The 21,547-nt window shown below is 58.5% G+C and carries 19 protein-coding genes and 1 tRNA gene; 12 read left to right on the forward strand and 8 right to left on the reverse strand.

Annotated features, from left to right (window positions below; genetic code table 11):
- Window positions 1-186: 186 nt before the first annotated feature.
- The gene (locus tag RDL77_RS00170; RefSeq protein WP_288191337.1) at window positions 187-2,493 is read left to right on the forward strand and encodes a Tex family protein; all 2,307 of its coding nucleotides are present in this window, start codon (window positions 187-189) and stop codon (window positions 2,491-2,493) included.
- Between the two features lie 5 nt (window positions 2,494-2,498).
- On the opposite strand, the gene RDL77_RS00175 is transcribed toward RDL77_RS00170, so the two are convergent.
- Window positions 2,499-4,124, reverse strand: coding sequence for an MFS transporter (locus RDL77_RS00175; RefSeq protein WP_288191338.1), 1,626 nt, complete (start codon window positions 4,122-4,124; stop codon window positions 2,499-2,501).
- Between the two features lie 278 nt (window positions 4,125-4,402).
- Here RDL77_RS00175 and RDL77_RS00180 point away from each other — a divergent pair.
- Both RDL77_RS00180 and RDL77_RS00185 read left to right on the forward strand, forming a co-directional pair.
- Window positions 4,403-4,476 (forward strand) — tRNA-Gln (locus RDL77_RS00180).
- A 123-nt stretch (window positions 4,477-4,599) separates the two neighbouring features.
- Entirely contained in the window at window positions 4,600-6,024 is a 1,425-nt protein-coding gene (locus RDL77_RS00185; protein ID WP_288191339.1) for a phosphomannomutase, read from the forward strand.
- Window positions 6,025-6,034: 10 nt separating this feature from the next.
- Here the strand turns inward: RDL77_RS00185 and rfbD are convergent, their stop codons facing one another.
- The 4 genes from rfbD to rfbA are packed head-to-tail and all read right to left on the reverse strand — an operon-like array spanning window position 6,035 to window position 9,449.
- Entirely contained in the window at window positions 6,035-6,928 is an 894-nt protein-coding gene (gene rfbD, locus RDL77_RS00190; RefSeq protein ID WP_288191340.1) for a dTDP-4-dehydrorhamnose reductase, read from the reverse strand.
- Window positions 6,925-8,001 (reverse strand): dTDP-glucose 4,6-dehydratase, encoded by a 1,077-nt coding sequence (gene rfbB / locus RDL77_RS00195; RefSeq protein WP_288191341.1) that lies wholly within the window; start codon window positions 7,999-8,001, stop codon window positions 6,925-6,927. The genes rfbD and rfbB overlap by 4 nt, the downstream gene beginning before the upstream one ends.
- A 15-nt stretch (window positions 8,002-8,016) precedes the next feature.
- Entirely contained in the window at window positions 8,017-8,571 is a 555-nt protein-coding gene (gene rfbC, locus RDL77_RS00200) for a dTDP-4-dehydrorhamnose 3,5-epimerase (RefSeq protein ID WP_288191342.1), read from the reverse strand.
- Window positions 8,568-9,449, reverse strand: coding sequence for a glucose-1-phosphate thymidylyltransferase RfbA (gene rfbA, locus RDL77_RS00205; protein WP_288191343.1), 882 nt, complete (start codon window positions 9,447-9,449; stop codon window positions 8,568-8,570). The genes rfbC and rfbA overlap by 4 nt, the downstream gene beginning before the upstream one ends.
- Window positions 9,450-9,710: 261 nt before the next feature.
- On the opposite strand from rfbA, the gene RDL77_RS00210 reads away from it, so the two are divergent.
- Window positions 9,711-10,628 (forward strand): glycosyltransferase family 2 protein, encoded by a 918-nt coding sequence (locus RDL77_RS00210; RefSeq protein ID WP_288191344.1) that lies wholly within the window; start codon window positions 9,711-9,713, stop codon window positions 10,626-10,628.
- Window positions 10,621-11,448 (forward strand): glycosyltransferase, encoded by an 828-nt coding sequence (locus RDL77_RS00215; protein ID WP_288191345.1) that lies wholly within the window; start codon window positions 10,621-10,623, stop codon window positions 11,446-11,448. Before RDL77_RS00210 ends, RDL77_RS00215 begins: the two co-directional genes overlap by 8 nt.
- 6 nt (window positions 11,449-11,454) lie before the next feature.
- Here RDL77_RS00215 and RDL77_RS00220 read toward each other — a convergent pair whose 3' ends face one another.
- Complete coding sequence (locus RDL77_RS00220; RefSeq protein WP_288191346.1) at window positions 11,455-12,783, reverse strand: MFS transporter; 1,329 nt, start codon at window positions 12,781-12,783, stop codon at window positions 11,455-11,457.
- Window positions 12,784-12,971: 188 nt separating this feature from the next.
- Here RDL77_RS00220 and cyoA point away from each other — a divergent pair, with 188 nt between their 5' ends.
- The 7 genes from cyoA to RDL77_RS00255 are packed head-to-tail and all read left to right on the forward strand — an operon-like array spanning window position 12,972 to window position 19,840.
- Window positions 12,972-14,123 carry a ubiquinol oxidase subunit II gene (gene cyoA, locus RDL77_RS00225; RefSeq protein WP_374042628.1) on the forward strand — a complete coding sequence of 384 codons (1,152 nt, stop codon included), beginning with the start codon at window positions 12,972-12,974 and terminating at the stop codon, window positions 14,121-14,123.
- 16 nt (window positions 14,124-14,139) lie between these two features.
- Window positions 14,140-16,146, forward strand: coding sequence for a cytochrome o ubiquinol oxidase subunit I (cyoB, locus tag RDL77_RS00230; protein WP_288191348.1), 2,007 nt, complete (start codon window positions 14,140-14,142; stop codon window positions 16,144-16,146).
- Entirely contained in the window at window positions 16,143-16,778 is a 636-nt protein-coding gene (gene cyoC / locus RDL77_RS00235) for a cytochrome o ubiquinol oxidase subunit III (RefSeq protein ID WP_288191349.1), read from the forward strand. Before cyoB ends, cyoC begins: the two co-directional genes overlap by 4 nt.
- Complete coding sequence (cyoD, locus tag RDL77_RS00240) at window positions 16,775-17,149, forward strand: cytochrome o ubiquinol oxidase subunit IV (protein ID WP_223614204.1); 375 nt, start codon at window positions 16,775-16,777, stop codon at window positions 17,147-17,149. Before cyoC ends, cyoD begins: the two co-directional genes overlap by 4 nt.
- 25 nt (window positions 17,150-17,174) lie before the next feature.
- The gene (locus tag RDL77_RS00245; protein ID WP_288191350.1) at window positions 17,175-17,945 is read left to right on the forward strand and encodes an SURF1 family protein; all 771 of its coding nucleotides are present in this window, start codon (window positions 17,175-17,177) and stop codon (window positions 17,943-17,945) included.
- Window positions 17,946-17,970: 25 nt separating this feature from the next.
- Window positions 17,971-19,317, forward strand: coding sequence for an ATP-binding protein (locus RDL77_RS00250; RefSeq protein WP_374042629.1), 1,347 nt, complete (start codon window positions 17,971-17,973; stop codon window positions 19,315-19,317).
- Window positions 19,307-19,840, forward strand: coding sequence for a response regulator transcription factor (locus RDL77_RS00255; protein ID WP_223614206.1), 534 nt, complete (start codon window positions 19,307-19,309; stop codon window positions 19,838-19,840). The genes RDL77_RS00250 and RDL77_RS00255 overlap by 11 nt, the downstream gene beginning before the upstream one ends.
- Window positions 19,841-19,858: 18 nt before the next feature.
- Here RDL77_RS00255 and RDL77_RS00260 read toward each other — a convergent pair whose 3' ends face one another.
- Entirely contained in the window at window positions 19,859-20,710 is an 852-nt protein-coding gene (locus tag RDL77_RS00260; RefSeq protein ID WP_223614578.1) for an aspartyl/asparaginyl beta-hydroxylase domain-containing protein, read from the reverse strand.
- A gap of 232 nt (window positions 20,711-20,942) precedes the next feature.
- On the reverse strand, window positions 20,943-21,506 hold the full coding sequence (locus RDL77_RS00265; RefSeq protein WP_288191354.1) for a methylated-DNA--[protein]-cysteine S-methyltransferase: 564 nt from the start codon (window positions 21,504-21,506) through the stop codon (window positions 20,943-20,945).
- Window positions 21,507-21,547 lie beyond the last annotated feature (41 nt).

Below are 21,547 nucleotides of genomic sequence, written 5' to 3' on the forward strand. Positions count from 1 at the left end.
ACACTATCCATATTGGCTGAATCAGCAGAAGGGTCAGGCGATAAGGAAACGTTTCATCGAGCAGGTCAAGCCGGGGGAAGCCATGGAATTTTTCGTGGAACGCCGGGAGAACCAGCGGACCAAACGATTGCCGATTGATCCCGGCAGCCCTATGGTCGCCGTCCGATCAAGTTTGATGAGACCAGTATGACTGCCACAACTGCCCGTATTGCGCGTATCATTGCCACCGAGATCAATGCCAGGCCCGAACAGGCCAATGCGGCGATCGAACTGCTGGACGGCGGCGCGACCGTTCCGTTCATTGCCCGCTACCGCAAAGAGGTGACGGGCGGGCTAGACGATACGCAGCTGCGGCTTCTCGACGAACGGCTCATCTACCTGCGCGAGCTTGACGCCCGGCGCGATACCATCATCGAGTCCATCCGCAGCCAGGGCAAGCTGACTGACGAGCTGGAAACCAAGATCCTGGCGTCCGCCACCAAGGCCGAGCTTGAGGACATTTATCTGCCCTACAAACCCAAGCGGCGCACGCGGGCCGAAATTGCCCGCGAACGCGGATTGGGGCCGCTGGCTGAAACGATTCTCGCCGACCGCCGCAGCGTTCCATCAGAACTGGCCCAGACTTTTCTTTCGGCGGATGTGCCGGATGTGAAAACGGCGCTGGATGGCGCACGCGATATTCTGGTCGAAACCTTCTCCGAAAATGCCGATCTCGTCGGCCGCCTGCGCAACCACATGAAGGACAAGGCTGTTCTGCGCGCCAAGGTCGCCGACGGCAAGCAGGAAGCGGGCGCAAAATTCTCCGACTATTTCAACCATTTCGAACGCTGGGCGACCGTCCCCAGCCATCGCGCCCTCGCCATGCTGCGCGGGCGCAACGAAGATGTGCTTTCCCTCGAGATCGAAGTCGATGCCGACGACACCTCTGCGGTGAAGCCGGTGGAACGCATGATCGCCGGCGCCTATGCAATATCTCCGAGTGGAACCGCCGCCGACAGCTGGCTGATGGACGTCGTCCGCTGGGCCTGGCGGGCACGGCTGTCGCTCAACCTTTCCATCGACCTGATGACACAGATGCGTGAAAAGGCGGAGGAAGAGGCGATCCACGTTTTCGCCCGCAATCTGAAAGACCTTCTGCTGGCGGCACCGGCCGGATCGCGCGCAACGATGGGCCTCGATCCCGGCATCCGCACCGGCGTGAAAGTGGCTGTCGTCGATGGCACCGGCAAGGTTCTCGACACGACGACCGTCTATCCCTTTCCGCCGCGCAACGATCTGCGTGGAACCCAGGCCGAACTCGCGCGGCTGGTCGGCAAGCACAGGATCGAGCTGATCGCGATCGGCAACGGGACCGGCAGCCGCGAGACAGAGCGCCTTGTTGCGGACATGCTTGCCGACATGCCCTCGCCCAAGCCGCTGAAAGTGATCGTCAGCGAGGCCGGTGCATCCGTTTATTCGGCATCGGCAACTGCTGCCGCAGAATTCCCGGATATCGACGTATCGCTCAGAGGCGCTGTTTCCATTGCCCGGCGCCTGCAGGACCCGCTGGCGGAACTCGTCAAGATCGAGCCCAAATCCATCGGCGTCGGCCAGTACCAGCACGACGTCGACCAGTATCGCCTGGCCCGCTCGCTCGACGGTGTTGTCGAAGACGCAGTGAATGCGGTCGGCGTCGACCTCAACACCGCATCGGCGCCACTGCTGGCCCGCATTTCGGGTCTGGGAACGTCGCTGGCAGAAGCCGTGGTCGCTTACCGCAACGACGTCGGTCCGTTCAAAACCCGCCGCGACCTCCTGAAAGTCGCACGGTTGGGGCCGCGTGCCTTCGAACAATGTGCCGGCTTCCTGCGTATTCCCGACGGCACCGAGCCGCTGGACGCTTCGGCGGTTCATCCGGAGGCTTACGGCGTCGCCAAGAAGATTGTCAGCGCCTGCGGCCGTGATGTGCGTTCGCTCATGAATGACAGCACCGCCCTGAAGGCGCTCGATCCGCGCCTCTTCGTCGACGAGCGATTCGGCCTGCCGACGGTTCGCGACATCATCGCCGAGCTGGAAAAGCCCGGCCGCGATCCGCGGCCGCAGTTCAAAACCGCGGCCTTTGCCGATGGTATCGACAACATCAAGGACCTGAAGCCGGGAATGATGCTGGAAGGAACGGTCACCAATGTGGCTGCCTTCGGCGCCTTTGTGGACATCGGCGTGCATCAGGACGGATTGGTGCACCTGTCACAACTGGCAGACCGTTTCATCAAGGACGCCCATGAGGTCGTCAAGGCGGGGGATGTGGTGAAAGTCCGCGTTGTGGATATCGACGTCAAGCGCAACCGCATCAGCCTGACCATGCGCAAGGATGGTAGTGCCCCTGCCCCAAGGGAGCAAAGGGCTGACAACGCCAGCTTCAAGCCGAAACCGGCAGCGCAGGGCAAACCGCAGGCATCAACAACACAGGGTGCTTTCGGCGCGGCGCTCGCGGATGCACTTCGGAAGAAATAGTCCCGTCAGTGCATGTCCATCGGCGTCTTATGCGCAGCGATATCGTGCGGCAGGATTGTTTGCCGCTCGATCATGCGATGGACCCGGATTTCGCCGCCCCGATGCAGTGCGCGGATCCGGTCGCCAACCGCCGCATCCGCCTGCGTTCGCCGCTGGTTGTGGCGGACATATTCGACCCAGGTGGGCGTGTGATAGGTTTCGGTCCAGATTTCCGGTTTCTCGAGATCGCGCATCAGCGCCCATTGCCCCGCGCCGTCGCGGATCCGCACACGCCGCCGGTCTGACATCAGCGCGAGGAACTCGGGAATGTCTTCTTCGGCGATCTCGTAGTCGATCATGATGACAATCGGACCACTGCGCGGCTTCAGGTCAAGCGCCAGCAGCGGTTCGCTGAACCGGTTGAGCGGATCGAGATTGAGCGACTTGAACTCCGGCAGGGCGTAGCGCAGGCCAATCACTGCGCCGAGCAGCATGAGCACACCGGAAGCGATCAGAGCCCTGTCCGCGCCATATTGCTCGGCCGCCGCCCCCCAGAGCCAGCTGCCGGCGGCAATACCCGCAAATGTCGTCGTCTGATAGAGCGACAGGGCCCGGCCCACCACCCAGCGCGGCGTCGACAGCTGCACCGTGACATTGAACAGCGAGAGGGCAAGGACCCAGCAGGCCCCGGCCAGCAGCAGGGCGATATTGGTCGGCCACACCGACGTGCTGATCGCCGTCACCGCCGCGCTCACCGCAAACCCCGCAAAGGCATACCGCACGATGGCCTCGCTCGAGAGGAATTCACGCAGGCGTGCACTGAGCAGCGCACCGCCGATGGCACCGATACCGAACGAGCCGAGCATGACACCGTAGGTCAGAGGACCGCCATGGACGAGATCGCGGGCAACCAGCGGCAGGAGCGCCAGAATCGCACTGGCTGAAAGACCGAAGACAAAGCCGCGAATGACTACCTTGCCGATATTGGGCGACATGGCGACGTAGCGCAGGCCCGCCGAAATGGCGCGGCCGAGCGATTCGCGCGGCAAGGGGCTCGGATCGATTTTCGGCTGCCAGCGCATCAGGGCATAGATCACGGCGAAATAGCTGGCCGCGTTGACCGCAAACGTCGCCGCGGCACCGGCAACCGCAACAATGAGACCGCCAATGGCCGGACCGACGCTGCGCGTGATGTTGAAGCCCATGCTGTTCAGCGCCACCGCATTGGGCAGATCGTCCCGGGGAACCATGTCACCGACCGAGGCCTGCCAGGATGGATTGTTGAGAGCCGTCCCGCAGCCCAGCAGAAAGGTGAATGCCAGGAGAAGCCAGGGGGTGATGAGCCCGAGATAGGCAAAAACCGTTAGAAACGCTGAAACGATCAGCATGAACCACTGTGCCACCAGCATCACCTTGCGCCGGTCGAAATTGTCCGCCAGCGCGCCGGAGACCAGGGAAAAGATCATGATGGGCAGTGCCGTGGAGGCCTGCACAAGTGCCACCATGTTCACCGAATCAGAAATCGATGTCATCATCCATGCGGCACCCACCGCCTGGATCAGCGAGCCGAAATTGGAGACCAGGCTCGCGATCCAGATAGTGCGGAACGTGTCGTGCCTGAACGGGGCCAGTGGTGATGATCGGTCCGCCACCTCGTCTGCTTTCTCTTCGCTGTGCGTTGCAAATCACTTACAGACAGTTATAGGCCTGACGTATCGGATTGCCAGCGGCCAAATGGCTTCGCCGGTATTTTCGATAGCCTGGCAACCAGTTCCAAGAACGAACCGGCCATTTCCGCCCATTAAATTCGTGTATGGAAGATAAAATGCGGCGCAGTGCAAAAACCATCCGAACAGGGGTTTTCATCCTGAACGAATTGGACTATATGACCCCGCACCGGCTTAATCAGCCACCGCCCAAAAGCGGTTGTTGGGGAATAGGTTAACGGTAGACCCACGGACTCTGACTCCGTTAGTCCTGGTTCGAATCCAGGTTCCCCAGCCACTTTTTCCATTCACACTCCCCCAGCTATATTCTGACATCGATCGTTGTTGACTTTCGATCCAGCGCGGCTGACACCTTACGGGAGCATATTGCGGAAACGCCTTCAGCGGTTGTGACAGTACAATGAGCAGTCTGAAATTTGGCACAAGCGGCCTTCGCGGTCTTGTAACCGAACTACCTGATGAGGTCTGCAAAGCCTATACGCTCGCATTCCTGACACACATGCAGAAAGTCAAAGGCGTTGCGTCCGGCAGCCCTTTGCTCGTTGGTTACGATCTGCGTTCCAGCAGTCCGTGCATGGCGGCCGCGTGCATGGCGGCCGCAGAATCTTTTGGAATGCAGGTGGAAAACTGCGGCCCCTTGCCGACACCGGCACTGGCGTTTCGCGCGCTCAGCCTGAAGGCACCGGCCATCATGGTCACCGGCAGCCATATTCCCGCCGACCGGAATGGCCTGAAGTTCTACCGGCCCGACGGCGAGATCGACAAGGCCGATGAAGCCGGCATCCTGGCTGTCCTTGATCTGGAGGCGAAAAAGCCGACAGGCCCCGACGGGCAGGCAGCAATCGTGCCGGATGCGCTGCAACATTACATCAAGCGAAGCATCTCCGTTCTGCGCCAGGAGGCTTTGGCCGGCACGAGAATCGGCGTTTATCAGCACAGCTCCGTTGCGGGCGATCTGATCGTCACCATCCTGCAGAACCTCGGCGCCGATGCCGTGGCGCTTGGGCGTTCCACCGTATTCGTGCCCGTTGACACCGAAGCTCTCCGTCCCGAAGATATCGCATTTGCCACCGATGCCTGCAAAAGACACAAGCTCGACGCGCTGGTTTCGACCGATGGCGATGCCGACCGGCCGCTTGTTGCCGATGAAAATGGTGTTTTTCTGCGCGGCGACAGCGTCGGCCTTCTGACAGCACATTTTCTCGATGCGGATGCGGTCGTAACGCCCGTCACCTCCAATACGGCCATTGAGCTGAGCGGTCTCTTCACGAAAGTCTACCGGACGCGCGTCGGATCGCCCTATGTGATCGAAGGCATGGAGCAGGCCAGCAGGGATGGGTTCCGGCGAATCGTCGGTTTTGAAGCCAATGGCGGGGTACTTCTGGGTTCATCCCTCGCCATGAACGGCGCAACATTGGAGGCCTTGCCAACCCGCGACGCCATGCTGCCCATCCTCAGCGTTCTGGGCATGGCGGCCCGTAGGGGTGTTCCGGTGTCGGCGCTGCTTAGGGATCTGCCCTCGCGCTTTACGCGCAGCGGCCGGCTCGAGCATGTTGCATCGACGGCCAGCGGCCCCTTCCTGCAGGGTCTGCTTGACGGTGCGCGCCGCGACGCCTTCTTCGCGCCGGTCGGCACGATCAGGGAAAGCGATGCCATTGACGGCCTGCGTGTCGTCCTTTCGACGGGCGACGTCATTCACTATCGGGCATCGGGCAATGCGCCTGAGCTGCGCTGCTATGCCGAGGCATCCAATGATGGCCGCGCCGAAGACCTGCTTGATTGGGGGTTGGCGCGTGCCCGTGCAATGCTGGGCACGCATTCATAGCCTGGGGCTTTTACCGCTCGCTCGGCTGCAAAAGCCGTTTGACCGTTGATATGGTCGACTGTTCCCAGGACGGCGCCTGCCAGCCGAACACGGCATGGAATTTTTCAGTGCTGAGACGCGAGTTCAGCGGGCGGCGGGCTTTCGTCGGATATTCCGACGTCAGGATGTCCTTCACCTCGGCGAACGGGCCCTGCTCATCCCGACTGGCCTGAAAGATCGCCCGCGCGAAGGTGCTCCAGTTCGTGCTGCCCGTTCCCGCGAGATGATAGACACCAAATGCATCGAACTGCGGGTCCGTACGAAGGCGGTTTGCGGCGTGCAGGATGCCGTCGGCAGTATCGATGGCCGATGTCGGGTTTCCCCATTGATCGGATACCACCGACAGGCTGTCCCGGCTTGCAGCCAGATGCAGCATGGTTTTGACAAAATTCTTACCGAAGGGACTGTAAAGCCAAGCGGTGCGCAGGATAAGGTGTCTGCTGTTGACCGCGGCGACCAAAGCCTCACCGGCGAGCTTGGTCTGGCCGTAAACGCCGTGCGGTCCTGTCGGGTCATCTTCCGTATAGGCAGTGTCACCTTCGCCAGCGAACACATAATCGGTTGAAAGATGAATAACCGGCGCACCAGCCCGCGCCGCAGCCGCGGCAACAGCTCCGGCACCGGCCGCATTGATGGCATGGGCCAATTCAGGTTCATCCTCCGCCTGATCGACAGCCGTATAGGCCGCAGCAGATACGACGAGATCTGGTTTCGCCGTAGCGATCGCATCGAAGACGGTATCCGGCCGCGCCAGATCAAAATCCGGGCGTCCAAGGGTCAGGAGCGTTATTTCGGGGTGCAGGCGGGCGCGTTCGACCAGACTGCGGACAACCTGCCCGTCCCGGCCCGTTACGACAATTTTCATGCCGTCCCCTTCTTCAGGGAGACAGAGCCAAGCCGTTCACCCGCATAGCTTCCGCTGCGGATCGGCTCCCACCACCACGTGTTGTCGAGATACCATTGTATGGTCCGTTCCAAACCGCTGTCGAAGGTTTCGGCCGGTTTCCAGCCGAGTTCACGTTCGATCTTCGACGCATCGATGGCATAGCGGCGGTCATGTCCGGGACGGTCGGTCACGAATGTGATGAGATCCCGGTAACGCGCGCCGCCCTTGCGCGGACGCTTGTTGTCGAGAATATCGCAAATGGTTTCAACAACGCTGAGATTGGTGCGCTCCGCACGCCCGCCAATATTGTAGCTTTCGCCCGGCTTGCCTTTGGTCACCACCAGTTCCAATGCCCGCGCATGATCCTCGACGAACAACCAGTCGCGAACATTTGCGCCTGCGCCGTAGACGGGCAATGGCTTCTCATCGAGCGCATTGAGAATAACAAGCGGAATGAGCTTTTCCGGAAAATGGAAGGGACCATAATTGTTCGAGCAGTTCGACAGAACCACCGGCAGACCATATGTCTCGTGCCACGCGCGGACCAGATGATCCGAGGCTGCCTTTGACGCCGAATAGGGAGACGACGGAGCGTAAGGCGTTTCTTCGGTAAAGATGCCGCTGTCGAACGGCAAATCCCCGAAAACCTCGTCCGTGGAAATGTGGTGAAAGCGGAATTCGGACTTGGCGGGTTCGGGCAGATCACGCCAATAGGCCAGCGCCGCATTCAGCATGCGGAATGTACCCACGATATTGGTCTCGATGAACGCCGCAGGGCCGTCAATGGAGCGATCCACGTGGCTCTCGGCCGCCAAATGCATGACCGCTTCGATCTTTTCGGTGCGAAGCACGTCAAGAGTGGCGGCGTCATCGCAGATATCAGCTTCAACGAAGCTGTAGTTGGGATAATTCTCGATCTGGCGAAGCGATGCGAGATTGCCCGCATAAGTCAGCTTGTCGACGTTGACGACCTGGTTGCGGGGATTGGACGCGAGATGGCGGCAGACCGCCGATCCGATAAAGCCCGCACCACCCGTGACTAGAATTCTCATGAAAAAGCCTCTCCCTCAGGGAAAAATATCGGAACCGTCAAGCAGTGGTGCTTTCCGGTCCTTGTCGGAAAGCTGAAGCGTGGAAGCCTCCAGCGGCCAGTCAATGCCAATCGAAGGATCGTCGAAGCGGATACCACGGTCGTGTTGCGGCGAGTAATAATCCGTCACCTTGTAAATCACCTCGGTGTTCTCTTCCAAAGTGACGAAACCGTGGGCAAAGCCCTTCGGGACCAGAATCTGGTTCCATTTGGCTGCCGAGACTTCAAGCGAAACCCATTTTCTGAACGTCGGGGAGCTTTTGCGAATATCGACGACCACATCGAGAATGGAGCCCTTGACCACGCGCACCAGCTTGTCCTGTGCGCGCGGCGGGAGCTGATAATGCAGGCCGCGCAACACGCCCTTTGCAGCGGAGAACGAATGATTGTCCTGCACGAACTGCAACGTGATTCCGGCCGCGGCGAAACGCTCCGCATTGTATGTTTCGGAGAAAAAGCCCCGATCGTCGCCAAACTTCGGCGGCAAAATCTCAAGAACGCCCTTGAGGGCGAGAGGCCTGACTTCAATCATTCTGTTCCAATCTCCGCAGCACGCCGCCGCAGATATGCGGCGTATTCGGTCTTGCCCATTTTTGCTGCTCTTTCAAGTACCTGATCGGCATTCAACCAGCCCCATTCCAGGCCGATTTCCTCCGGACATGCAATCTTGATGCCCTGCCGGTGTTCGATTGTCCGGACAAATGACGACGCCTCATGCAAGCTGTCATGGGTACCGGTATCGAGCCATGCATAGCCGCGGCCCAGTTGCTGAACCTGCAATTCCCCGCGTTCCAGATAAATATTGTTAACGCTCGTGATTTCCAGCTCTCCGCGCGACGACGGTTCAATCGAGCGCGCAATGTCCACCACATCGTTGCTGTAAAAATACAGCCCCGTCACGGCCCAATGCGACTTGGGGTGCACAGGCTTTTCTTCAATGGACAATGCCTGGCCGGTAACCTTGTCAAAATCCACCACACCATAACGTTGCGGATCGTCGACGTGATAAGCAAATACCATGCCGCCCTTGGTTATCGATGAGGCAACCTGGCATAGCTTGGAAAGGCCATCGCCGAAATAGATGTTGTCGCCCAGAATCATCGCAACACTGTCCTGGCCGATGAAGTCGCGCCCGATGATGAACGCTTCGGCCAGACCATTTGGCTGCGGCTGTTCGGCATAGGAGAAATTGACCCCAAAATCAGCCCCGTCTCCAAGCAGCTTCTGGAAAAGCGGCAAATCATGCGGTGTCGAGATGATCAGAATGTCGCGTATTCCGGCGAGCATCAGAACGCTCAGCGGGTAATAGATCATGGGCTTATCATAGATGGGAAGAATTTGCTTCGACACCGCGATCGTTAGTGGATAAAGACGTGTACCGCTGCCCCCGGCTAATATAATACCCTTCATGCGATCGCTTCCTTATGTCAATGCTACAAACTGAGCCGATATATAACGCCCTAAGTGGCCACACTTGGTTTCATGCAAAGATGGCGAAATGCGGTTCACCGGTCATTGAAAAACCATTTGGCGACAACAGAAAGACAAGTCAACCGGAAGTAAATGAGAAGACGGCGTGACCCGGATGTTTCCGGCCACGCAACCTATTGTTTTTACATCATGATTCTTGTCTAGAATCAAATATGCGGCCCAGGCAATACGGAACCTTAAATGCGAATTGAACAGCAGCCAGAAGTCAGCGCGATCATCGTGACCTATAATCCGGATCTTGCAGGTCTTGCAGCGCTTCTGAACGCGATCACCCCGCAAGTCGCCCGTGTCATCGTCGTTGACAATGGTTCGAAAATGAATCTGGAACAATGGTTTGCAAGCCAGAGCAATCAAGCGGAATTTGTACCGCTTGACGCCAATTACGGTATTGCCAAAGCGCAGAACGTTGGGATCGACCGCGCACGCGCATCGGGTTTAAGCTTTGTTCTCCTGCTCGACCAGGACAGCATACCGGCACCAGACATGGTGGCCACGCTGCTGTCAGCGGCAAAGGCCCAGATTGCCAAAGGGGTGAAGCTCGGATGTGTCGGTCCGCGTTATGAGGACTCGCGGCAAAAGAATCCGCCTCCATTCATCAAAACAGAAGGATTGCGGCTTCGGCGGCAGACCTGTGACACGGCCGATGCGGTCGTCGATGTCGATTATCTCATAGCGTCGGGCTGCCTCATTCCGACAGCGACCCTTGATGACGTCGGCGGCATGAAAGAGGAACTTTTCATCGACTATGTCGACATCGAATGGGGCCTGCGGGCGCAACACATGGGATACCAATCCTTTGGGGTTTGCGCCGCCGAAATGCAGCATGACCTGGGTGACAACCCGATAAAGTTTCGTGGACGGTTCATTCCGGTGCACAGCCCGTTGCGGCACTACTACCATTTCCGCAATGCCGTCTGGCTTTACCGGCAGCCGTGGCTGCGCGCCAACTGGAAGATCGTCGATGCGGTGCGCCTGGTCCGGAAATTTGTGTTCTACAGTATCTTTACAGTGCCAAGGCTGCAGCACGCCGGGATGATGACGCTGGGCATTTTTCACGGGCTTTTCGGCCGCATGGGAAAGAAACCGAGCAATGGTTGAACGGAGCCTTGCCGCCATGTCCCCGGACTTCGACCTCACCATAGGGGTGGTCATTTTCAAACCTGAACAGGCCGTGCTCGCGGCCACACTGACGAGCCTTCGGAAAGCAGTGGAGACGATTGCCCCGCTTCGCGCCAAACTCTATGTGATCGACAATTCGCCCGAGCCTGCAGACCACGGCTGGATGAGAAATCTGCTGCCTGGCCTGCCGCTTGAGATCATCGCAGGGCACGGCAATGTCGGCTTTGGTGCCGCCAACAACATGGTTCTGGACAAGGCGGGGAAATTTCACCTCGTCTTGAATCCCGATGTGGAAATGGAGCCGGATGCCCTGAAGCAGGCATTGATCTTCATGAGCGGTGCGCCGGAAACGGGGCTGATCACGCCCAAGGCGTTCAATCCGGACGGGAGCACGCAATATCTCTGCAAGCGCTATCCCGCAGTCTTCGACCTGCTTCTTCGCGGTTTTGCGCCTGCCGGCATCAAGGCAATGTTCCGCCGGCGCCTTGAACGGTACGAAATGCGCGACGAGATCGCCAATACCCCGTTCTGGGACCCGCCCATTGTCAGCGGATGCTTCATGTTTTTCCGCGGCGATGTTTACAGGCAGCTGGACGGTTTTGATTCCCGCTACCTCCTGTATTTCGAGGATTTCGATATTTCCCTGCGCGTTCGCAAGATAGCGCGCATTGCCTATGTGCCAGCGGTCAGGATCGTGCATGAAGGCGGCCGGGCCGCAAGCAAGGGCCTTTGGCACATCCGACAGTTCCTCCGCTCCGCATTGATATTCTACAGGACCTATCCTCTGAAGCTTTTCTAGGCGGCTCTACTTGTCGCGGCCGTCAATCTGACGGTTTATTGCCAGGGCGATCAGCGTGCATGCGGCACCCGACAGGAGATAGGCTCCGCTCGCGATGAGACCAAAGCGGCTCGACAGGATCAAGGCGACAAGCGGCGCGAAACCTGCACCGAACAGCCATGCGAGGTCCGTTGTCAGCGCCGATCCCGTATAGCGGTACCGCCTGGAAAAATTCGATGCGACTGAGCCGGAGGACTGGCCGAACGACAGGCCAAGAAGCAGGAAGCCGAAGACCATGAAGATAATTTCGCCGATATCGCCGCCGTCAAGCAACTGAGGGGCGAACCCGCTGAACACGGCAATGGCGATGGCTGTGGCAATGAGCAACCGGCTCCGGCCAACGCGATCAGCAATATTTCCCGAAGCAAAGATCGCCAACACGCCGACGGCCGCACCAATCGTCTCGATCATGAGGAAGCGTGCCGGTCCCTGGTCCGTGAAGAGAAAAACCCATGACAGGGGAAACACCGTCACCATATGGAAGAGTGCGAAACTGGCCAAAGGCGCAAAGGCACCGATGACCACGTGGCGGCCCTCTGTCTGCAATGTGTCGCTGACCGTCGTCGGCTGCAGTTCCCGGCGCTTGAAGAGCTCGGCATATTGTTCCGTCACGACCATGCGCAGGCGCGCGAACAGCGCCACCACATTGATGGCAAAGGCGACGAAGAAGGGATAACGCCAGCCCCACTCCAGGAAATCCTGCGCGGAAAGGTGTGAGACAAAGAATGCAAACAGGCTGGCCGCAACCATCAGTCCGAGCGGAGCCCCAAGCTGCGGAATCATGGCGTACCAACCGCGGCGGCGTTCCGGCGCATTCAGCGCAAGGAGGGAGGCAAGACCGTCCCATTCACCACCCAGCGCCAGGCCCTGGCCGAGACGGAAAAGCGCAAGAAGCAGCGCCGATATCCAGCCCACCTGCTCGTAACCCGGCAGAAAGGCAATCGCCACCGTCGAGCTTCCCAGGAGGAACAGGGTAATGGTGAGCTTGACCCCACGGCCATAGGTACGGTCGATGGCCATGAAGATCACTGTCCCAAGCGGACGCGCAATGAATGCGAGCGCAAAAATCGCAAAGGAATAGAGCGTGCCCGTCAGCGGATCGACATAGGGAAAGACCAGCTTGGGAAAGACCAGTACGGAGGCGATGGCGTAGACGAAAAAGTCGAAGAACTCCGACGTACGCCCGATGATGACACCGATGGCGATCTCACCGACATTGACATCCTCGTGGCCATGCAGGCCCTTCACGTCACGTCCGTGCGTCGTCGATGAGGGCACCCCTATTTCCGCGCTCATGTCTCGTTGCGCTCCTCAATCCTGATTTGGCAGCTGCTGACGTCAAGCCGCGTTCACGGCTTATGCTAGCATCTCCTTTATCATTGTGACACATTGGGGAAGGATTGGGCAAATTGTCCAATGTCACTTTGAATGGGGTGCCGTTACGGATGGCGCAAATTAGCGCCGTTATCATGACAGGAACGACCTTGAAACGTTTTCTTGCCGTCGCCATACTTCCATTTCTCACCATGCTGACCGCATGCAATGCCGTCGTCATGAGTCCGTCTGGCGACGTAGCTGCACAGCAGCGGGATCTCATCGTCATCTCGACCATCCTGATGCTGATAATCATCGTACCCGTCATGCTGTTGACGGTGTTTTTCGCATGGCGTTATCGCCAATCCAATACAGAGGCACGCTACGAGCCCGATTGGGATCACTCGACGCAACTGGAACTGATCATCTGGGCCGCGCCGCTCCTCATCATCATCTGCCTTGGCGCGCTGACATGGATGGGCACGCATCTGCTCGATCCCTACCGCCCGCTGGATCGCATTGCGCCCGGCAGGCTGGTCGACAAGCAGGTCAAGCCCCTGCAGGTGGAAGTCGTGGCGCTCGACTGGAAGTGGCTGTTCATCTATCCGGAATATGGTGTGGCGACGGTCAACGAACTGGCCGCCCCGGTGGATCGGCCAATCGATTTCCGTCTGACATCGTCGGCGGTCATGAACTCATTCTACATTCCGGCCCTTGCAGGCCAGATCTACACCATGCCGGGTATGCAGACGAAACTCAGCGCCGTGATCAATCATCCCGGCACCTTCGAAGGCTTCTCGGCGAACTATAGCGGTGCGGGCTTCTCAGGCATGAAATTTGCCTTCCTTGGCCTGTCCGATGCCGATTTTGACAAGTGGATGGCCGACGTGAAAGCGCAGGGCGCCAAGCTGGATCGCAACGCCTATCTCGAACTTGAACGGCCCAGCGAAAACGAGCCGGCGCGCCGTTTCGGCAGTGTCGAGACACAGCTCTTTACTGCCGTGCTCAACCGCTGCGTCGAGCTTGGCAAAATGTGCATGGACGAGATGAGCTCGATCGATGCCAAGGGCGGGCTCGGGCTTGCCGGCATCAACAATGTCCACCCGCTCGAGTATGACAAATACAGGCGACGCGGCGCCATTTTTGCTCCGCCGACAACCTATGTCGCACGGATATGCACGACGGAAGAGGAAGAGAGAATGCGTGCGGCCGCACAATCTCCACTGCTGTCACCACGCGACTCCTCACCAATACTCGGTGCCGGACTGCCACGCCCAACTGCCCCACTGTTCGGCGTACAGCGCCGTCCATCGAATTCCTGAACGGATTGAGTCCGACATGTTTGATAATCCCGATCTTCTCAAGGCGGTCTTCGGCCGGTTGACCCTGGAATCCTTCCCGTATCATGAGCCGATCCTGGTCGGCACATTTGCCATGGTGGCCCTCGGCGGTTTGGCACTGGTGGGGCTTCTCACCTATTACCGCCTCTGGGCCTACCTCTGGCGCGAATGGTTCACCAGCATCGACCACAAGCGCATCGGCATCATGTACATGATCCTCGGCATCGTCATGCTGCTGCGCGGCTTCGCCGACGCCATCATGATGCGCCTGCAACAGGCCATGGCCTTCGGCGGCTCCGAGGGCTATCTCCCGGCCCACCACTATGACCAGGTGTTCACCGCCCACGGCGTGATCATGATTTTCTTCGTGGCCATGCCGCTTGTCACCGGTCTGATGAACTTTGTCGTTCCACTGCAGATCGGCGCGCGCGACGTGTCGTTCCCGTTCCTCAACAATTTCAGTTTCTGGATGACCACGGCCGGGGCGATCCTCGTCATGATGTCCCTGTTTGTCGGGGAATTCGCCAAGACCGGCTGGCTCGCCTATCCGCCGCTTTCCAACATCGGATACAGTCCCGATGTCGGGGTGGACTATTACATATGGGCGCTGCAGATCGCGGGTATCGGCACGCTCCTGTCCGGCGTCAATCTGGTGGCGACCATCGTCAAGATGCGCGCGCCCGGCATGACCATGATGAAGCTGCCGGTCTTTACCTGGACCGCGCTCTGCACCAACGTGCTGATCGTGGCCGCCTTCCCGGTATTGACCGCCGTTCTCGCCCTGCTCAGCCTTGATCGTTATGTCGGCACGAACTTCTTCACCAATGATTTCGGCGGCAATCCGATGATGTATGTCAACCTCATCTGGATCTGGGGTCATCCTGAGGTTTACATTCTCATTCTGCCGGCTTTCGGCATCTTTTCCGAGGTCACGTCCACGTTCTCCGGCAAGCGTCTGTTCGGCTACACGTCGATGGTCTATGCCACGGTCGTCATCACCATCCTCGCCTATCTCGTCTGGCTGCACCACTTCTTCACCATGGGCTCCGGCGCCAGCGTGAATTCCTTCTTCGGCATCACGACGATGATCATCTCGATCCCCACCGGGGCCAAGATATTCAACTGGCTGTTCACGATGTATCGTGGGCGCATCCGCTTCGAACTGCCGATGATGTGGACGATTGCCTTCATGCTGACCTTCGTCATTGGCGGCATGACCGGCGTGCTGCTCGCTGTACCTCCGGCAGACTTTGTCCTGCACAACAGCCTGTTCCTGGTAGCGCACTTCCACAATGTCATCATCGGCGGCGTGCTGTTCGGCCTGTTTGCCGGCATCAGCTACTGGTTCCCGAAGGCATTCGGCTTCAAGCTCGATCCGTTCTGGGGCAAGATGTCGTTCTGGTTCTGGGTCATCGGTTTCTACTTCGCCTTCATGCCACTTTATGTACTCGGTCTGATGGGTGTGACCCGGCGCCTGCGCGTGTTCAACGATCCATCGCTGCAGATCTGGTTCGTGATCGCGGCTTTCGGCGCCGTCCTGATCGCCATCGGCATCCTGTCCTTCCTCATCCAGATCTATGTCAGCATCCGCAACCGCGAGAAGCTGGCCGATCTGACAGGCGATCCGTGGGATGGACGCACGCTGGAATGGTCGACCTCGTCGCCGCCACCGGCCTATAATTTCGCCTTCACGCCGGTGGTGCATGACCTCGATGCATGGCACGACATGAAACGGCGCGGCTACACCCGTCCGCTCGAAGGCTTCAAGGCCATCCATATGCCCAGCAACACCGGCACAGGCATCATCCTGGCGGTCCTGAGCATCATCTTCGGCTTTGCCATGATCTGGTACATCTGGTGGCTCGCGGCAGCCAGCTTCATTGCCCTGCTTGCCGTCACCATCGGGCATACCTTCAATTACAAGCGCGACTTCCACATACCGGCGGAGGATGTTGTCCGCACGGAAGGTGAGCGAACCGCTCTTCTCGCAGGAGTTGCACGATGAGTTCACCAGCTTCCGCAGTGCAAGGGGACGGCGCGGCTCCGACGTTCTATCTCGTTGACGAACATGATCATGCCGAAGGCGGCAGCACAATGTTCGGCTTCTGGATTTACCTGATGAGCGACTGCCTCATCTTCGCTGTGCTGTTTGCGACCTATGGCGTGCTTGGCAGCAATTATGCGGCCGGGCCGTCGCCCAAGGATCTCTTCGATCTGCCGCTCGTGGCGCTCAACACGTCGATGCTGCTTTTCTCGTCCATCACCTATGGCTTTGCCATGCTCACCATGGACAAGGGACGGATTGCCGCGACACAGGGATGGCTGGCCGTGACGGGTCTGTTCGGCCTGGCCTTCCTTGGTATCGAGCTCTACGAATTCGCGCACATGATCCATGAGGGCGCAACGCCGCAACGGAGTGCGTTCCTGTCATCGTTCTTCACGCTCGTCGGGACACACGGCCTGCACGTCACCGTTGGCCTGGTCTGGCTGGTCACGCTGATGATCCAGGTCAAGCGCTATGGCCTTATCCAGGCAAACAAGCGCCGGTTGATGTGCCTCAGCCTGTTCTGGCACTTCCTCGACGTCATCTGGATCGGCGTCTTCACCTTTGTCTATCTGATGGGAATGTTGCGATGACACCAGCACATACGGATGATCACGGCCACGCGGAAGACGATGGGCACGCCCATGGTTCCCTGCGATCCTATCTGATCGGCTTTGGCCTTTCGGTCGTCCTTACGGCCATTCCTTTCTGGCTGGTCATGACCGGCGCACTGGACTCCAAACAGGCAACTGCATTCGCGATCATGGCTTTGGCCGTGATCCAGATCGTGGTTCATATGGTGTTTTTCCTGCACATGAATGTTCGCTCGGAAAACGGCTGGAACATGATGGCGTTGATCTTCACACTCGTCCTTGTCGTCATCACCCTGACCGGCTCCCTATGGGTCATGTATCACCTCAATACCAACATGATGCCCGGGCATGACATGAGCCAGATACCGTGATGGTTTGATAGTCGGGGATGGCGCAATGGATGATGCTGGCAAGCCCGCAAGCATGCGGCCCGCGGCTATCTGGCGACTGGGTATCTTCGCCCTTGCGGCTGTTTTGGGTATCGTTCTGCTGTGCGGCCTTGGCATCTGGCAACTGGAGCGGCGCATCTGGAAACTGGACCTGATCGAGCGTGTTGAACACCGGGTCAGCGCACCGGCGAGCCCGGCACCGGGACCAGACGCATGGCCTGCGATAGGCGATCAGGACACCTATCGTCATATCAGTGTAAGAGGGCATTTTCTGCTCAACAGTGATACGCTTGTCAAAGCTGTCACCGAACGTGGCAGTGGTTACTGGGTTATGAGTCCCTTTCGAGCCAATGATGGCTTTCTCGTCCTGATCAATCGCGGATTTGTGCCGGAAGGCTTGGCGGAGAGCGCTTGGCGGGATAGCAATGCTGAAGCCAACAATATGGAGTTGACCGGCCTTTTGCGCGTGACAGAACCTCGGGGTGGCTTTCTCAGGCGCAATGATCCTGGTTCCGAGCGCTGGTTTTCTCGAGATGTCGCAGCAATCGCATCGGCAAAATCCTTGGGTGACATCGCGCCATATTTCATTGATGCCGACGCAAATCCCAAATCACGGCAACCGCCAATCGGAGGATTGACGGTCATCCGTTTTGCCAACAATCATCTGGTTTATGCCATAACATGGTTTGCACTAGCGCTCATGTTGGCCGCGGCTTTGATTTATGTTGGACGGTATGAATGGCAAACCCGCAAAACCATGCGATTGAATCAGGCCTGATATGCTGAACCCAGAGGCGAACCGAGTGGATTCGAACCAAATCCGCCAAACTGAAGACGGCCTGAGCACCAGGCTCCGACCGGCAGCGCCTCCGGCTGACTACACCGCCAACTGGAAGAACATGAACCTGCTGGTCCAGCTGCGCTGGATCGCCGTCATCGGGCAGGTCGTGACCATCGCCGTTGTGCATGAATGGCTCAATCTTGAGTTGCCATTGCTGCCGATGTTCCTGGTTCTGGCGGGTTTGATCGGGCTGAATCTCGCCAGTATCGTCTGGCTCCGCAATGACCAGATCACCACGCCGGCTTCCCTGTTCATTGTCCTGGTCTTCGACGTGGCAGCGCTCACGGCGCAGCTCTATTTGAGCGGGGGCGCAACCAATCCGTTTATCTTTCTGTATCTGCTGCAGGTCACACTCAGCGCCGTCTTGCTTGACGCACGCTTGACCTCGGCAATCGTCGCTATTGCCGGCATAAGTTTTGCCGGCCTTACGGTGTTTTACGAGCCAATCATTCTGCCCGGTCAGGGCCCAGACGAACTTTTCCGCCTTCACATCATCGGCATGCTCATCTGTTTCGTGCTCGACGCCGCCCTGCTCGTTGTCTTCGTTGCCCGCATCAACCGCAACCTGCGTGAGCGCGACGCCAATCTTGCCGCCCTGAAACAGCATGCGGCGGAAGAAGACCATATCGTCCGCATGGGCCTGCTTGCCTCCGGTGCGGCACACGAGCTGGGCACGCCTCTTTCTTCCCTGTCGGTCATCCTCGGAGATTGGCGACGGGTTCCGGCTCTTGCCGCTGATCCCGATCTCGTTCAGGAGATCGATGAAATGCAGGCCGAAGTGCAGCGTTGCAAGGCCATCGTCACGGGCATTCTGCTGGCGGCAGGCGAGGCACGCGGCGAAGCGCCCACGGTGACCACCGTCAATGCCTTCCTGGACGAACTGGTCGCCGAATGGCGGGCGGCGCGGTCCGCAACGACGCTTTCCTACGGAAATGCCTTCGGGCTCAATCTCACGATTGTTTCCGACTCGGCGCTCAAGCAGGTCATCTTCAACGTTCTCGACAATGCGTTCGACGCATCGCCGGGATGGGTCGGATTTCTGGCGGAACGCGAGGGTGATATGCTGGTGCTGCGTGTCAACGATGCCGGGCCGGGCTTCCAGCCGGATATACTGGCAAAGTTCGGCAAGCCCTACCAGTCAAGCAAGGGCCGTCTCGGCGGCGGTCTTGGACTGTTTCTGGTCGTCAACGCCGTGCGCAAGCTCGGCGGTGCCGTGCATGCCCGCAACCTGCCGCAGGGCGGCGCGTCCGTGACGCTGGAACTGCCGCTTGCCTCGCTGGCCATCGGAGTGCGTGAACATGACAAATGATCGGCTGCTGGTTATCGTCGAGGACGATACGGCGTTTGCCCGGACGCTGAAACGTTCGTTCGAACGACGCGAATACAATGTGGTGCTGGCAAGCGGACTGGAAGAACTCCGGGACATCCTGCAAACCCAGTCACCCCAGTACGCCATCGTCGATCTGAAACTTTCCGGCGCGTCAGGCCTCACCTGCGTCGAGGCGTTGCATGCCCATAATTCGGAGATGCTGATCGTTGTGCTGACGGGATTCGCCAGCATCGCCACCGCCGTGGAAGCGATCAAGCTCGGCGCCTGTCACTACCTCGCCAAGCCATCCAATTCCGACGACATTGAAGCAGCTTTCAGCAAGGCTGCAGGCAATACGGAGATCGATCTGACGGCGCGCCCGACATCGATCAAGACGCTGGAATGGGAGCGTATCCACCAGATGCTGGTGGAAACAGACTTCAACATTTCGGAAGCAGCCCGGCGCCTTGGCATGCACCGCCGCACCCTCGCCCGCAAACTGGAGAAACGCCGGGTGAATTGACCCGGCGCTGCTCTTCACCTATCGGCCGGGCTGGTTGCGCAGCTTTTCCGCTTCCGCATAAAAGCGCTTTTCCCATTCCTTGTGATTGTCGAGCCCTTCCCGGATGAACGGGGTGAACACCGCCAGGTTCATCAACATCCAGTTGACGACATTGGCTGGAAACCGCGTGGGTTTGACGAAGTCGACAAAGAGAACCACGCGTGTCTTGTCCGTGTGATTCCATGCCTCATGCTCGTAGGCATCGTCGAAAATCAGCGCCTTGCCTTCATGCCAATGGCAAATCTGGTCTTTGACGCGAATGGCCAGCCTGTCTGACTGTTCGGGAACGATCATACCGACATGGAGACGCAGCACGCCATTATAGGGGCCGCGATGCGGCGGCAAATGCTTGCCGGGTTCGAAAATCGAGAACATTGCCGTCTTCAGATTGGGAATCTTCTGCACGGCCGCCCATGTCTTCGGACAGGCCTGAATGTTCTGTTCCGATTTCACCCCGAAGCCGATCAGGAAGAAAGTCTTCCAGTTCTTGTCGGTCGAGATGGTTTTGACGTCCGTGGAAATCTCCTGGAACGCCGGCAATTCACTCTGCCGGAGAAGGACACGATCAAGTTCGGTGCGGATTTCCGGCCAGGCCTTCTCGATCTCGCTTGACCAGGGAAAGGTTGCATTGTCGTAGACGGGAGGATTGCCGAATTTGGCATATTTGAGATTGAGCCCTTCGGCCCAGGAGACAATGCTCATGAAAAAACGCGTGACCCGGCTAGGGCGATCCATCGGTGCGATACCGGCCGTCGCGAAGGATTGATCCGCATTTCCAGTTTGCAGTTGTCCTGAATCTGTTTCTTTCAATGTTCTGTCAGTCACGATCATCCCAATCATTCATTGGTCTTACCGAAAGTCCGCCCGCTATCGCTATCGGAGCGCGGCCAGACATTCACACCGGCCAGATTATACGATCCAGGCGGAGTTTCTAGGTGCTGCAGCAATAATTGAGAAGCCAACTCACCTTTTTCAAAGGCTTTTTTGGCCATTCCACAAGCACAATGGCGCGGATCACGCGATCGTGAATCCGCGCAATGGGGCCCTCTCCGGTAGCGTTTGGCTAAAAGCCAAGGGTTTGCTGGGCCGGTTCAGGCGGGCCGACATGCACGCCTTCAAGTTCCAGCATGCGGATTTTGGAGGTTGAGCCGCCTGGCGCCGAGAAACCGCCAACCTTGCCGCCCGCCGCCAGCACCCGATGGCAGGGGATGATCAGGGCGACCGGATTCTTCGCCATCGCCTGCCCCACGTCCCGTGCGGCTTCCGGACCGGCACCGAGCTCCTTGGCCAATCCGCCATAGGTAACCGTATGGCCCCATCCAACCCGCCGGACAGCATCATATATGCGTTTGAAGAACTCGTCCTGCCCATCAAGATCCAGTTTGATATCGGAAAAGTCCGTTTCTTCACCTTTGAAATAGCGCTTTACCGCCGCAACCGCTTCGAAAATTGCCGGCGTGGGCGCTGCAGGTTCGGCGACTGGCAGGCGCCGGAGCAAGAGCCGCTCCGTTCCCTCTGCACTCCTTGTCGGAAGCTGGAATCGCGTAACACCTCGCATATTCCAGGCAATTCCGCAAAACCCGCCTTCGGTTTCAAAGATATGATAGCTGTGCACTGTCTGACCCATGACATGGCCTCCGTCTTTCACATGCCATGAACATCATGCCG

This window comes from uncultured Phyllobacterium sp., assembly GCF_902479695.1.
GTDB lineage: Bacteria > Pseudomonadota > Alphaproteobacteria > Rhizobiales > Rhizobiaceae > Phyllobacterium > Phyllobacterium calauticae.

Coding starts and splice junctions, on each gene's coding strand:
- rfbB (WP_288191341.1), bottom strand. CDS start 8,001: ATGAGAATTCTAGTCACGGGTGGTGCGGGCTTTATCGGATCGGCGGTC.
- rfbA (WP_288191343.1), bottom strand. CDS start 9,449: ATGAAGGGTATTATATTAGCCGGGGGCAGCGGTACACGTCTTTATCCA.
- cyoD (WP_223614204.1), top strand. CDS start 16,775: ATGACACCAGCACATACGGATGATCACGGCCACGCGGAAGACGATGGG.
- cyoB (WP_288191348.1), top strand. CDS start 14,140: ATGTTTGATAATCCCGATCTTCTCAAGGCGGTCTTCGGCCGGTTGACC.
- RDL77_RS00215 (WP_288191345.1), top strand. CDS start 10,621: ATGGTTGAACGGAGCCTTGCCGCCATGTCCCCGGACTTCGACCTCACC.
- RDL77_RS00220 (WP_288191346.1), bottom strand. CDS start 12,783: ATGAGCGCGGAAATAGGGGTGCCCTCATCGACGACGCACGGACGTGAC.
- cyoC (WP_288191349.1), top strand. CDS start 16,143: ATGAGTTCACCAGCTTCCGCAGTGCAAGGGGACGGCGCGGCTCCGACG.
- RDL77_RS00255 (WP_223614206.1), top strand. CDS start 19,307: ATGACAAATGATCGGCTGCTGGTTATCGTCGAGGACGATACGGCGTTT.
- rfbD (WP_288191340.1), bottom strand. CDS start 6,928: ATGAAAATTGTCGTAACGGGCCGGGACGGGCAGGTTGTCCGCAGTCTG.
- RDL77_RS00185 (WP_288191339.1), top strand. CDS start 4,600: ATGAGCAGTCTGAAATTTGGCACAAGCGGCCTTCGCGGTCTTGTAACC.
- RDL77_RS00260 (WP_223614578.1), bottom strand. CDS start 20,710: ATGATCGTGACTGACAGAACATTGAAAGAAACAGATTCAGGACAACTG.
- RDL77_RS00265 (WP_288191354.1), bottom strand. CDS start 21,506: ATGGGTCAGACAGTGCACAGCTATCATATCTTTGAAACCGAAGGCGGG.
- RDL77_RS00245 (WP_288191350.1), top strand. CDS start 17,175: ATGGATGATGCTGGCAAGCCCGCAAGCATGCGGCCCGCGGCTATCTGG.
- RDL77_RS00170 (WP_288191337.1), top strand. CDS start 187: ATGACTGCCACAACTGCCCGTATTGCGCGTATCATTGCCACCGAGATC.
- rfbC (WP_288191342.1), bottom strand. CDS start 8,571: ATGATTGAAGTCAGGCCTCTCGCCCTCAAGGGCGTTCTTGAGATTTTG.
- RDL77_RS00210 (WP_288191344.1), top strand. CDS start 9,711: ATGCGAATTGAACAGCAGCCAGAAGTCAGCGCGATCATCGTGACCTAT.